The sequence below is a fragment of the Acinetobacter gandensis genome (genome assembly GCF_001678755.1).
In the GTDB taxonomy this organism is placed as follows: Bacteria; Pseudomonadota; Gammaproteobacteria; order Pseudomonadales; family Moraxellaceae; genus Acinetobacter; species Acinetobacter gandensis.
Genome location: NZ_LZDS01000003.1, coordinates 118,337 through 132,258, shown reverse-complemented (window position 1 = coordinate 132,258; position 13,922 = coordinate 118,337). Strand labels below are relative to the sequence as shown.

Sequence of the window (13,922 nt, the reverse complement as noted above, 5' to 3'; positions counted from 1 at the left end):
ATGCACGTGTAGCAGTTCTTAACAGATTTACGGAATTAGGTCGACCACTTACCCAAGTTACGCCTTAAATTTGGCTCAATTAGGGGCGCTTTGCATTTCAAATCTTTGTGCAACAAAGCCAATGTGTTCTATAGCGGATTGGTCAAAAAAAAGCCACATTGAATGCGGCTGATTATTAAATAATTAAGCAAAAATATTATGCAGCTTCAGCTTCTAAAATTTCGAAGTCATGGGTAATTTCTACACCACCGTCCATTAGCATTTTACTTGCAGAACAATATTTTTCTGCTGACAGTTCAACTGCCTTAGCAACTTGCTTCTCTTTAACGGCTTTACCAGTAACAACAAAATGTAAATGAATCTTAGTAAAAACTGCAGGAATAGTATCAGCACGTTCTGCTTTTAACTCACAGCGAACATCAGTGATGTCTTGACGTGCTTTCTTTAAAATCGTCACGATATCAAATGAAGCACAACCGCCTAAGCCAGTTAAAATCAATTCCATTGGGCGTGCACCGCGGTTTTCACCACCATATTCAGGCGATCCATCCATGATGATAGTGTGACCACTTTGAGTTTTTGCTTCAAAAGCAACATTCTCTAGCCAATGAACACTCGTTTGCATTGCAAGTCCCTAAAAAAAGCTATAAATTTACGCAGTACCTGTACACTACCATAAATTGAGTTGATAAGGAATTTCAACTCTAACGTGTGACAAGTTCAATTTAGGTCTTGTGCGATCTAAAATTTATCCATTTTCGGAACTGTTAGCATGACTTCAAACTTTTCACAACTTAGCACAGATGCACTATCTCCGGGGCAGTTACCTGAGTCGGTGAAGGCATTATTAAAACGTGCATATATTAATCGTTACCCAAAACGTACCACTATCGTTGATGCGGGTTCAGAATCTAAATCTTTGTATTTAATTCTTAAGGGCTCTGTATCTATTATTTTACGCGAAGATGATGAGCGTGAAATTGTTGTGGCATATTTAAATGCGGGTGACTTTTTTGGGGAAATGGGTCTATTCGAAGCAAATGCACAACGTACTGCGGAAGTTCGTACGCGTGATGTATGTGAAATTGCTGAAATTACCTATGAAAATTTTCATGAATTAAGTAAACAATATCCAGACTTGAGTTATGCAGTATTTGCTCAACTTGTACGTCGTCTTAAAAACACGACTCGCAAAGTGACAGATCTTGCATTTATAGATGTATCTGGTCGTATTGCACGTTGCTTAATTGACTTATCATCTCAGCCAGAAGCAATGATTTTGCCGAATGGTCGTCAGATTCGTATTACTCGTCAAGAGATTGGCCGTATCGTGGGTTGTTCCCGTGAAATGGTGGGTCGTGTTCTTAAGACACTTGAAGAGCAAGGCATGATCGAAACTGATGGTAAGGCGATTCTTATTTTTGATGCATCGCTAGAAGAAAAAAGTCAGTTGGCAACAGATGACTTTGAAGACGAAGAATAAATTCTTCTAAGTTGAAAAAAAGCAAATCCAGGGATTTGCTTTTTTTTTGTCTAAAATTTAACAAATGTTGAGCTTGTCATAAAAAATGACAACCATTCAGGAAATTATGATTTAAACAATAATGATATTTTAAGTAGGCTTAACCAGCTTTTAACATTGATCTAAATAGAAAATTATAGGGAATGAAGGCTTATGCAATTTAAACCATTAGCGAATACTGGCATTTTACTTCCTGAAATATGTCTGGGCACCATGACCTTTGGCGAACAAAATACTCAAGCGGATGCTTTTCAACAATTGGATTATGCTTTGGAACGCGGATTAAACTTTTGGGACACAGCGGAAATGTATCCCGTGCCGCCCAAACCAGATACCCAAGGTTCAACTGAGCGTATTATTGGAAACTGGATTGCAGAACGGGGTGGGCGTGACAAATTATTCCTTGCTTCAAAAATCGCAGGACCATCACAAGGTGGTAGTCATATACGTGATGGAAAAACCAAATTCGTTGCTTCAGAAATTGAGTCTGCATTAGATCAGTCTTTAACCCGACTCCAAACAGACTATATCGATCTTTATCAATTACATTGGCCACAGCGTCCGACCAATTTCTTTGGCAAATTGGGCTATGGCAATACAGAAGCGATGAGTGATCAAACCGTAACGAGTCTTGAAGAAACCTTAATTGCACTGAGTAATGAAATTAAAAAAGGACGTATTCGCTACATTGGCTTATCAAATGAAACGCCATGGGGAACGTTGAAATTTTTACACTTGGCAGAAAAATTAGGTCTCGAAAAATTTGTTAGTGTACAAAATCCCTATAGTTTGTTGAATCGCACCTATGAAATTGGGATGTCAGAAATTGCGCATTATGAAGGTATAGGTTTACTGGCTTATTCGCCATTGGCCTTTGGTTACTTAACGGGTAAATTTAGAAATGGTGCACGACCTGCCAATGCGCGTGTAACACTTTTTTCACGTTTCAGTCGCTACTCAAACCCTGAAAGTGAATGGGCTACAGAACAATATGCACAATTGGCTGAAAAGCACGGTTTAACCCTGACGCAATTGGCGCTTGCATTTATCAAACAGCAATTCTTTGTGACAAGTACCATTATTGGCGCAACAAATTTAGATCAGCTCAAAGAAAATATTGATGCATTTGATGTTAATTTATCTGAAGAAGTACTAAAAGGCATTGAAGATATTCACCGTCAGCAACCCAATCCTGCACCTTAAGGATTAAATTTTGTATAGCTTGATAAAAAAGTCTGAATTGTTTCAGACTTTTTTATTTCTTATTGAGAATTTATCTGTTCAAGATTGATAGTATTATTTTCAAATTAGGCTAATTAATGACAATTTATTTCATATAAAAGACAAGTGTATATAAAACACCTTATTTTTTAAAATAACTCAAGATGTGCCCTTGAAATCTTATATTTTTATACCAATATTATTATGGAGTTATAATTTTTTTAATGGTTAAGGTTTTGAAAAATATTTAAAAAATATATTTGAAATTCTAATGGCCGCTCCCATATATGCTTCAAGTAAAGAAATTGTTGTGAGGAATAACAAGAATGCGATTCGAAAAATTCACAAACCGTTTGCAGCAAGCCCTGTCCGATGCTCAATCACTTGCAATGGGCAAGGATCATACAGCCATTGAGGGTATTCATATTCTGGCATCCTTGCTTGAGGAGCCTTCAAATCAGAGCTTACTTCAGCAAGCTGGTGCTAATCTTCCAGAGCTTAAAACTAAGCTCCAGCAAGCTTTAAAAGACGCAGCAACATTGAGTAGTCCAACTGGGGATATTAACTTAAACCCAGAAGCAGTGAAGGCACTTAATTTAGCCGATAGTTTTGCGCAAAAAGCTGGAGATGAGTTCTTATCAACAGATTGGGTTATCTTAGGCTTAGCTGAAACAGGCAAAACAAAATCTATTTTAAATAGTGTGGGTGTGGCTTCAGATAAGCTGCGCAAAGCAATTGAAAATATTCGAGGTGGCGAACAAGTCATGAGCAATAACCATGAAGATCAACGTGACTCACTGAATAAATATACACTCGATCTAAATGCACGTGCTTTAGAAGGTAAGCTTGATCCTGTGATTGGTCGTGACGAAGAGATTCGTCGTACCATTCAAGTTTTATCGCGTCGTAGTAAAAACAACCCAGTACTGATTGGTGAACCTGGTGTTGGTAAAACAGCTATCGTCGAGGGCTTAGCACAGCGTATCGTCAATGGCGAGGTGCCGGATAGCTTAAAAGGTAAACGTGTTCTTTCACTTGACCTCGGTTCATTACTAGCCGGTGCCAAATACCGTGGTGAGTTTGAAGAACGCTTAAAAGCAGTACTCAAAGACCTCGCTAAATATGATGGTGAAATCATCTTATTTATTGATGAGCTACATACTTTGGTTGGTGCTGGTAAAGGCGACGGTGCAATGGATGCCGGTAATATGCTTAAACCTGCGCTTGCACGTGGTGAACTTCGCTGTGTCGGTGCGACAACACTTGATGAATACCGCCAATTTATTGAAAAAGATGCGGCTTTAGAACGTCGTTTCCAAAAAGTATTGGTTGATGAGCCAAGTGTTGAAGATACCATTGCGATTTTGCGTGGCTTAAAAGATAAATACGCGACTCACCATGGCGTACAAATTTTAGACTCAGCCATTATTGCTGCGGCAAAAATGTCACATCGTTATATCACCGATCGTCAACTGCCAGACAAAGCGATTGATTTGATAGATGAAGCTGCATCACGTATCAAAATGGAAATTGACTCAAAACCTGAGCCATTAGACCGTTTAGATCGTCGCTTAATTCAGTTGAAAATGCAGTTAGAAGCAGTGAAAAAAGATGCAGATTCAGTCTCTAAAGCTGAAGTTGAGCATTTGGAAAAACAAATTGCTGAAGTTCAGAAAGAATACAGTGATTTAGAAGAAGTTTGGATTGCTGAAAAGCGTCTTGTCGATGGTACAAATCAAGCACAAATTGAATTAGACAAAGCACGTACAGCTTTTGAAAAAGCTCAACGTGAAGGTGATTTAGCTGAAGCAAGTCGTTTGCAATATGGAGTGATTCCAGAATTGAAAAAACGCTTAAATGAAGAAGAAGTTGCTGAAACTAACGAAGAGCCTAAACTGATTCGTACTAAAGTCACTGAAAATGAAATTGCTGAAGTTGTAAGCGCAGCAACGGGTATTCCAGTTGCCAAAATGCTGCAAGGTGAACGTGAAAAACTTCTACATATGGAAGATTTTTTACATAACCGTGTGGTTGGCCAAGACGAAGCCGTAGTGGCAGTTTCAAATGCAGTACGTCGTTCACGTGCAGGCTTATCTGACCCGAATCGTCCAAGTGGTTCATTCTTGTTCTTAGGGCCAACAGGGGTTGGTAAAACGGAATTGACCAAAGCATTGGCAAACTTCTTGTTTGATAGTGATGATGCCATGATTCGTATCGATATGTCTGAGTTTATGGAAAAACACTCAGTGAGTCGTTTAGTTGGTGCACCTCCGGGCTATGTCGGCTATGAAGAAGGTGGTGTGCTTACCGAAGCTGTTCGTCGTAAACCGTATAGCGTGGTGTTATTTGATGAAGTTGAAAAAGCACATCCAGATGTCTTCAATATTTTATTGCAAGTATTGGATGATGGTCGTTTAACTGACTCGCAAGGTCGTGTGATTGATTTTAAAAATACGGTTATTGTGATGACATCAAACTTAGGTTCGACCGATGTACGTGAATTAGGTGATCATCCAAGCAAAGAGGAAGTGCGTGCCGTTGTTATGGCTGCTGTATCCGAGCACTTCCGCCCTGAGTTTGTGAACCGTATAGATGAACTTGTGGTCTTCCATTCATTGGAAAAAGCGCAAATTCGCGGTATTGCAGATATCCAGTTGGATCGCTTACGTGCACGTTTGGCTGATAAAGATATGAGTTTATCGGTTGAGGATAATGCTTTTGAATTATTGATTGAGGCTGGTTTTGACCCGATTTATGGCGCTCGACCACTAAAACGTGCAATTCAGCAGCAAGTTGAAAATAGTTTGGCTCAAAAAATATTGTCAGGTGCATTCCAACCTGGGGATACTATTGTCATTAAAGCGGATGGCGACCATCTTATTTTTGACAAGATGATGCTTAACTAAAACGCACTTATCTTTAACTGATTAGATATAATAAAGAAACCCGGTTTAGGCCGGGTTTCTTTATTTTTACACTTGTCGCATTTTTCGTGTAGAAACGTAAAGATGATTGCAATTTCATAATTCAAGCTACTAATATTGCGACCGCACCACAACGCAGGTTGCGAGTGGATGTTCTGTGCAAAACAAAAAAAATATCGCGTTTCATTATGAATGTTACGCAACAGGGAAGAATGATTATGATTGAATTTAAATTGCTTCGTCAGCTAAAAAAAGAACCCTTTAGCCAGTACAAACGTACAGGTGATGTCACTGTACAAGAACTGAAGCGAATGTACAGTATTTATCAAATCTACTATGCCAATACACGGTATGAAATTTTTGAGCGTGATTTTCTCGAAAAAACTGGTGTATTTTTTATTATTGAACCCAAGAATAAACAAATTGTCGGCTTCTCAACCGTGATGGAACGCGACTTTGTAGTGAATGGTAAAGCGCGTCATGCATTTTTTAGTGGCGATACAATTATCGAAAAACAATACTGGGGCAATCGAGCGCTTACCCGCGCAATGTTTCGCTATATTATCAACTTTAAGTTTCGCCATCCTCGAACACCGGTTTATTGGATTTTGATTTCCAAAGGCTTTAAAACGTACTTATTGCTTGCGAATAACTATTATAGTTATTACCCACATTACGATGAGAAAAATGTACATCTTAAAGATTTTGTTGAGTCTTATTGCAAAGAATATTTTTCAGAATACTACAATAAAGAAACTGGTCTTTTAAATTTTGGTGATGACTACCAGCCATTAAAAGCCGATGTTGCGCCAATTACCAATGAAATGCGTGAAAAAAATAGCAAGATTGCTTTCTTTGAAATTAAAAATCCTACTTGGGTCGATGGAACGGAGTTACCTTGCATCGGTGAATTACGTTGGAGTGATTTATATCGTTATGTGAATCGTTTCCTAACGAAATCGACGAGTGTGAGTAAACATGATAGCAAATTACGCTATAAGTCTCGTAATTTGCACATTGCCGCGGATCAAGACACGAAGGTTGCTTAACATGGGATTGCTACTTTCCGCTTCTCATCAAGTACTGAATCTTGCCTGCAAAAAAGCCTTTAAACGATATATACGGCAGTCAAATCAGCTTGAAACTGTGCAGCGTCGTAAACTGAATCATTTTTTACGCCGTATAGAGAGTTCTTCAGCAATGCGCTATGAGCAGTTTGCTGAACAGTATCCTTTAACGCGCTATGCCGATTGGAAAAACAAAATTGAGCATTCGCGTCAAAGTGGTGAAAATCAAATGGGCACAGGTGATGTTATTCGCTTTCAGCCAACCAGTGGTTCGAGTGAGGCGCTAAAATTCATTCCATATACGCAGCATTTTTTAGATGAATTGGATGAGGCGATTGGCTTGTGGTTATGCAATTTATATCGTAAACATCCGCAGCTTAAAAACTCAACGCATTATTGGTCGGTATCTTGGTTGCCCGAGAGTCAACGCAAATTACTCGAGAATAGTAACCTAAATGATGATAGTGCTTTACTCAACTTTACTAAGCGTATTTTGACTAAAACCACTCAATCAGTACCCAGTGAAATTGCATTGGCGCAATCTGCTGAAGATGCGATGTTTGCAACTGCAGTATATTTAGTGGCAGATAAGCATCTAGGCATGATCTCAGTTTGGAGTCCGACCTTTGCATTACAACTGCTTGATATTATTCATGCACATCAAGATGAGATTATCGAAGTACTGAAAACAGGGCATTGGCAGCGTCAGGGACTCAATTTCTTAAGAGTTCCCAAGTCCTGTGAACAGCACTATAAGCTGAAGCAACTAGATTTAAGCCAAGCCGATGCGTGGAAAAAACTTTGGCCTAAACTGAGTTTGATTTCGAGTTGGGACACTGCAAGTGCTGCACAATGGGCGCTAGAGCTAAAACAACGTATAGCAGGCGTTGCATTTGAAGCTAAAGGATTGTGGGCAACTGAAGGTGTCGTCACGATTCCATTTGCAGAACGGTTTCCTTTAAGTTACCAATCCCACTTTTACGAGTTTATTTTGCAAGATACTTTGCAGGTTGTACCTTCTTGGAAACTTAAAGTTGGTGATATTGTAAGTCCTGTCATTACCACAGGTTCTGGGTTAATTCGTTATGTGATTGATGATGAGTTACGTGTCACTGATTTTTATCATCAAGTACCATGCTTTGAGTTTCTTGGTCGTAAGATGACGGTCGATTTAGTGGGTGAAAAACTTGATCATAGTATCGCGATCAATGTATTGGCTGAATTTAAGCAAGAGGATTATCTTCCGATTAGTATTTTGGGTATAGAGCAGTGCAGTGAAAAGAAACCGCACTATATTTTACTCAGTGAAGGTAATCAGTCCAAACAGCCAAGTGCGCTGGCTTTAGATGAGCGTCTCAAGCAGAATTTTCATTATGAATTAGCACGTGATTTAGGGCAGCTAGATGAGCCTGAAGTGAAACATGTCGATGATGCATGGGATTACTATAAAACTTTAGCAATGAAAAATGGCATGATTGAAGGAAATATTAAGCCAGAACCATTGAAGAAAATGAAAACAAAAATAATTTGAGTACAGCATATGGATCTTGATGTTCTTGAACACCCATTGGATGAAATGGTGTTATATCGTTCAAAAAATGAGTCGAATTTTGCAGTTCGCTCAGCAACACCAGCTGATGATGAACAGCTCATGAAACTCAGTGCGGAAACCGTTCCAAGTAATGGTATTACCTTGTCTTATGAGCGATACCCAAGCTATTTAGCGGCGAGCCAAGCACAATATAACCGTCCTGATTTAAAGGTTGTTGTCCCTATTGATAATCCTAGTTTTGTTGTTGCAATGATGAATTTAGGCTGGCGCTACTGTTATATCAATGGACAAGCAGATTTGATGCGCTATGTTGCCGATTTACGGATGCATCCAGAGTATCGCGGAGGCAAAGTGATGCGACTTTTGATGGATTATGTGTTTGATGAGATTCCACAGAATACAATTTTTGAAAGTGTCGTACTCAATGCAAATGTCGTTGCTGCTAATATCTTGCATCAAGAGCGTAAAGGGTTTCCATTACCCTATTATTTTGACGATATTCAAACTTACACCGTATCTCAAGCCAAAAAGCCCAAAACATTTGCTCATTATCGCTTCAAGTCACTGACACAAGACGCAATAACAGCGGCGAATGGTTTCATTTTAAAAATGAAAGATCATTATAATTTTTTACCCACTTATGATTTTAATGGACTACTAGAAGGTCATCATCCTTTTTGGAAGGGTATGAGTCTCAGTGATTTTTTTCTTATTTATAATAAGGATGATCAATTGGTTGGTTTATACGGGCTATGGAATCAAAAGAGCTTTAAACAGACCCGTGTTATCGATTATTCACGACCTTTAAAGTTAATGAAGCCATTTTATAATGTCTATGCCAATGTTAGAGGTGTGTTGTCTTTACCTAAAGTGAAAGGGACATTTGATTACTTAATGATGCATAGCCCATTGTGCCATCCAGAAGACCTTGAGGTTTTTTCGAGTCTTATTTTTCACGCAAAAGAACAAACCAAACATCGAGGAAAAGAAACATATTGTGTCACCTTGGCAGAAAATGATCCACGTATACGATGGATGAAAAATACCACTTCACATATTTTAAAAGCCAAGCACTATTTCCATAGTTTTAGTGGCAATCCTTATGGGAAATTTGATCGAAAGCGAATTAGTTATTTTGATGTGGGTCGCATTTAAGCACATATTGTGAATTGACTCCTCAATTAAAACCCTCATATCAATCACTTAATTTAATATTGATTGTGTACTTATGTAACTAGATTATTCAGTATACTGCTCAAAGAATAATCACAATGAGTAAGTCATGTCAAAATTGATATGGGGGGTAGGCAGTCTTGCTGTACTTTCAGCAGCTGTAGTCGGGGGGAATTTATATGCAGATAAAAATTTAAATGCCTATTATGAAAATAGCCAATTGTCTGATGTGGTCGAAGATATCGACATCCAATATAGTCATTATAAAATGGGGCTGATGGATGGAAGTGTTGATTGGAAATTAACACTGAAGCCAGATCCTTGTAATCCCAAAGAAGTGATCGTGATTCATGGGCATGATGAAATTAAAAGAGGTTTTAAGGGGTATACCGTTTTATCCAATTTTAAAATCGTGAAAGATCAAAGCCATGGGAAGTTTGCCAATGTGATACAGGGCAATATTAGTGCGAATACATTAGTCAATTGGATTGGTCAAACGACCACTGATGTGCAAATTCCAGCGTTTAAAACGGTTGCAGAAACCAAAAAAATTCACGCTAATGCGAGTAAGCTAAAAATAAAAACATTTAGTCGGCCTGGTCAGCTTACACAGGTTACTGAATTTTCTATGATATTTCCGGTTGTTCAAGTTTTAGATGGCGCTGAACAGACGATGATTCAGGATTTGGTTTTAACTACGAATCAGGGCTTAAATAAACCACAACTCGAGTCTGGCTTTGTAGAAATGCAGGCAGCTTCTTTTAAACGCATTGATTCTAAAATGTCGGGTGGTATGAAAGGTTTGGATATGCGTTGGGAAACCAAAATCAATCCTAATGATGTTGATTTCATTGGCTATATTAAAGCCAGCGAAATGGATTTTCCCGGTTCACCGATTACTCAAAATTTGGCTTTAAATTTAGAGCTGAATAAAGTTAATTTACAAAAAGTGAAAGCCTTTAGGGATGTGTGGCATCAAGTCGATAATTCATGTGATGCTGTTACAGATTCAGAACCAGAAATGACAAAAGCTTTCCTTGCTGTAGTCAATCAAGGGTTCGATTTTAAATCCAAAAATAACACCATTAGTTTGGGTGGTGGCAGTGCCTCTGCAAGCCTAGATGGTAAGTTAATGCCTGGACATCAAGCTTCTATTGAGTCATTTGTGAAAATGGTACCGAGTTTATTGGATTTTCATGCCGATCTAAAATTTGATAAGAATATGCTATCTGCAGTGATGAACAATTATTTGCAATTACAAGGGAAATCAATTTCTGGCCAAGAAGTTGAATCGATGTTTAGCAGCTTAGAAAGTTCTGGACAAGGTAAACGTGATGGCAATGATATGGTTGTGAGTATGCAATATAAGTTTGGACAGAAACTTTTTGGTAAAGCTGTGCAGCAGAAAGATTAATATGAAGATGAAAAAACCGCTCAAATCGAGCGGTTTTTTTGTGGCAAAAATTCCATTATTGATACAGTCATTTTATCGGATGAAGAACGGAAGGCCATTGTGAGTAGAAGCAAAAATTGTTAGCGTCAAATGGCAAAATCCAAACACAACAATAATAGGACAAGTCATCATGAAGATGGAAAACAAAAAAATCAGCCAAAATACGCGCTATGCTAATACTAAATTGCCAAGCGTTCTTCGAAGTAAGCCTATTGCTTATATTTGTAGTTTGGCTTTGTTGAGTGCGTTTGTTTCGTACAGTTATGCAGGCCATGTAATTTCAGATAAAAAGTTGGCAACTGAAATTCAAGGAAAAGGGCAGTTTAGTCAAGATACGTTGGAAATGATTGATGGCGAGGCTGCGAAACCAAAAGCAGAGCAGCAAAAAAATTCAGCACATAAATCGAGTCGTAATAATAAGATTATTCAAGAAAAACAATTGGAAGGTTCGACGGCTAGTGATTATTTATTGCAAAAGAAAAGAGCTGCAGATCAGTTAGGAACGCGAACTGCTGATGTAACACCTGTCAATCACATACGAATGGCCGAACGCTATGAAAATATGCGTGTCACATATCCAGATGGGGTAGTAGTAGAAATGAAGCACTGACATGCTTCATTTCTAAATCGGAAAAGACTAAGTGAATGGAATTGACTTAGATTTTAGGATGCGTAATTTTCCAAGAACGGTGAATTTTGGTATTCCGTTTAAAGTCGAGACCAATCGTTTCATTACTGATTTCTTCAACATCAAACATGGCCAAAATAACATCATCCATCACGAAACCACGGTAGTTATTTGAGAAATAAAGTGTACCGTCGGTGGTTAGACGGTTCATAGCACGTTTAAGAAGTGACATGTGGTCACGTTGCACGTCGAAAGTACCGTGGAATTTTTTCGAATTCGAGAATGTCGGTGGGTCAATGAAAATCATATCGTATTGTTCATGACCTTCTTTTAACCATTCAAAGCAATCGCTTGCGAAGAATTGGTGTTGTTCATCTGCATGGTCAACGGTTAAGCCATTCAAGACAAAATTTTCTTTTGACCAATTTAAATAGGTATTTGATAAATCGACACTGGTCGTACTTGCTGCGCCACCTAATGCAGCATGCAAACTTGCTGTAGAGGTGTAGCTATACAAGTTAAGGAAGTGCTTACCACGAACTTCATTGGCAATACGTAGACGCATTTGACGATGGTCAAGGAATAAACCTGTATCTAGATAATCAGTTAAGTTAACCAAGATCTTCGCTTTACCTTCTTGCACAATAAAGCGCTTAGAGGCAGTACTTTGTTTTGTGTACTGATTTTTACCTTCTTGGCGTGCACGAGTTTTGATAAAGATCGCATCACGGCCAAGACCAGTTACAGAGCGAATCGCTTGTAAAGCAAGGTTGAAACGCTTTTTGGCTTTTTCAGGGTCAATCTGTTTTGGTGGCGCATATTCTTGAACATGTAAACGATCACCATATAAATCGACAGCAACATTAAAGTCAGGAAGATCGGCATCGTACAGACGTAGACAGTAAATATTTTCTTTTACTGCCCATTTTTTCAAGTTCTGCATGTTCTTTTGCAGACGATTGGTAAAGTCTTGCGCACCTTCAATTGGTTCAAATTGCTGTGGTTCCCAATGTTCTAGGAACGGCTTTTGTACCGTCGCTGGTTTGATCGTACCAAAGCGAACATATATAGGTAATTTACCATTCATCAAGCGCAAAATTTTTGGATCATTAAATGCAAGAACGTCGGCTTGTTCAACTTGTGAAGCAATAATTGCAGCAGGCTGATTTGGGAAATTCTTTTGTAATAAAGCAGAAAGGCCTAAATATAAAGCGCGGTTTGATGCTTTTTCACCTAAACGCTCACCATATGGCGGGTTGGTGACTACAAAAGATTTTTTGCCTACATTTTGGAAATCTGGCCAATCAGCAAGCGTCCGTTCTTCAAGCTTAATTTGATCGAGAACAGATTCAAAACCAGCAGCAATAATGTTTTGTTTGGTGGCTTTGACTGCTTCCCAGTCTGCATCAAATGCATAGAACTGAGGTAAAGGTAATTCAAGTGCTGCTTTATGGCGTTCAGCCGCTTCAGCTTTAATTGACATCCAAAGTTCATGGTCATGACCATTCCAGCCATTGAAGCCAAAACGACGGACAAGACCAGGCGCACGATCAGTCAAAATCATTAAAGATTCAATAATAAACGTACCTGAGCCACACATAGGGTCAAGGATGATGTCTATATTTTGCTGTTTTAATTGTGCTTTTTGCAAAATTGCAGCGGCTAAGTTTTCTTTGATTGGGGCATCGGTCATATAGCGACGGTAGCCACGTTTATGTAAAGAATCGCCAGATAAGTCTAAGCAATATGTATGTGCTGTTTTGCCAGCCAACACATAAAGTGTAATTTCAGGCTGCTTGATATCAATACTTGGACGCTTGCCTACAGCTTCCATAAATGAATCGACGACACCATCTTTTACACGAAGCGTTGCGAACTGAGAGTTCACTTTAATGTCGCGTTCTACATGTAGACGAATCGCGAAGGTACTTTGTGGTGCAAAAATAAGTGACCAATCAAAGTTCATTGCACCTTCATAGAGCTCTTCAGCCACATCACGCGCGTCATGTGTGAATTCAAGTTCATGTGTGTGAATTGGAGTCAATACACGTGAGGCTAAACGAGACCACATACAAATGCGGTAAGCATCTTCTAATTTGCCTTTGAAAACCAAACGACCCGGGAATTGTTCAATATTTTGAACACCTAAACCTTCAATTTCCTCGCGGAGTAAGGTTTCAAGTCCATCTGCACAGGTAACCCAATATGTAGAGAGACGCGGTTTCGAATTCATGTAAATTTCCAAAGGCAAAAAAGCAATCTAATATTTTAACGTATTTTCGACTATTTGGGCGGATGTTCTTACTGAGTTAATAGAGAAATATGGGTAAATCGGTCAAAAAAATTTCCAACTACTGTGAAGGCTTTAAGGGATTATTCACG

10 protein-coding genes are annotated in these 13,922 nt (G+C 38.8%); 8 read left to right on the top strand and 2 right to left on the bottom strand.

What is annotated here, in order from left to right:
* Nucleotides 1-196 precede the first annotated feature (196 nt).
* Nucleotides 197-625 carry an OsmC family protein gene (locus tag A9J31_RS02565; protein ID WP_067762265.1) on the bottom strand — a complete coding sequence of 143 codons (429 nt, stop codon included), beginning with the start codon at nucleotides 623-625 and terminating at the stop codon, nucleotides 197-199.
* A 147-nt stretch (nucleotides 626-772) separates the two neighbouring features.
* Here A9J31_RS02565 and crp point away from each other — a divergent pair, with 147 nt between their 5' ends.
* The 8 genes from crp (at nucleotide 773) to A9J31_RS02525 (ending at nucleotide 11,522) form a co-directional block, all read left to right on the top strand.
* A complete protein-coding gene (gene crp, locus A9J31_RS02560; RefSeq protein ID WP_067762263.1) occupies nucleotides 773-1,483 on the top strand; it encodes a cAMP-activated global transcriptional regulator CRP in 711 nt (236 codons plus the stop codon).
* Between the two features lie 192 nt (nucleotides 1,484-1,675).
* Nucleotides 1,676-2,725, top strand: coding sequence for an NADP(H)-dependent aldo-keto reductase (locus tag A9J31_RS02555; RefSeq protein ID WP_067762261.1), 1,050 nt, complete (start codon nucleotides 1,676-1,678; stop codon nucleotides 2,723-2,725).
* Nucleotides 2,726-3,069: 344 nt separating this feature from the next.
* Nucleotides 3,070-5,649: an ATP-dependent chaperone ClpB gene (gene clpB / locus A9J31_RS02550; RefSeq protein ID WP_067762259.1), complete on the top strand. Its 2,580-nt coding sequence runs from the start codon at nucleotides 3,070-3,072 to the stop codon at nucleotides 5,647-5,649.
* A gap of 230 nt (nucleotides 5,650-5,879) precedes the next feature.
* On the top strand, nucleotides 5,880-6,716 hold the full coding sequence (locus A9J31_RS02545; RefSeq protein WP_067762257.1) for a hypothetical protein: 837 nt from the start codon (nucleotides 5,880-5,882) through the stop codon (nucleotides 6,714-6,716).
* Nucleotides 6,694-8,265, top strand: coding sequence for a GH3 family acyl-acid amido synthetase (locus tag A9J31_RS02540; RefSeq protein WP_425394338.1), 1,572 nt, complete (start codon nucleotides 6,694-6,696; stop codon nucleotides 8,263-8,265). Before A9J31_RS02545 ends, A9J31_RS02540 begins: the two co-directional genes overlap by 23 nt.
* Nucleotides 8,266-8,274: 9 nt before the next feature.
* Nucleotides 8,275-9,441: a GNAT family protein gene (locus A9J31_RS02535; RefSeq protein WP_067762253.1), complete on the top strand. Its 1,167-nt coding sequence runs from the start codon at nucleotides 8,275-8,277 to the stop codon at nucleotides 9,439-9,441.
* Nucleotides 9,442-9,568: 127 nt separating this feature from the next.
* Nucleotides 9,569-10,873 carry a DUF945 family protein gene (locus tag A9J31_RS02530; protein ID WP_067762251.1) on the top strand — a complete coding sequence of 435 codons (1,305 nt, stop codon included), beginning with the start codon at nucleotides 9,569-9,571 and terminating at the stop codon, nucleotides 10,871-10,873.
* A gap of 169 nt (nucleotides 10,874-11,042) precedes the next feature.
* Nucleotides 11,043-11,522, top strand: coding sequence for a hypothetical protein (locus A9J31_RS02525; RefSeq protein WP_081410244.1), 480 nt, complete (start codon nucleotides 11,043-11,045; stop codon nucleotides 11,520-11,522).
* Nucleotides 11,523-11,568: 46 nt separating this feature from the next.
* Here the strand turns inward: A9J31_RS02525 and rlmKL are convergent, their stop codons facing one another.
* A complete protein-coding gene (gene rlmKL, locus A9J31_RS02520) occupies nucleotides 11,569-13,773 on the bottom strand; it encodes a bifunctional 23S rRNA (guanine(2069)-N(7))-methyltransferase RlmK/23S rRNA (guanine(2445)-N(2))-methyltransferase RlmL (protein ID WP_067762249.1) in 2,205 nt (734 codons plus the stop codon).
* Nucleotides 13,774-13,922 lie beyond the last annotated feature (149 nt).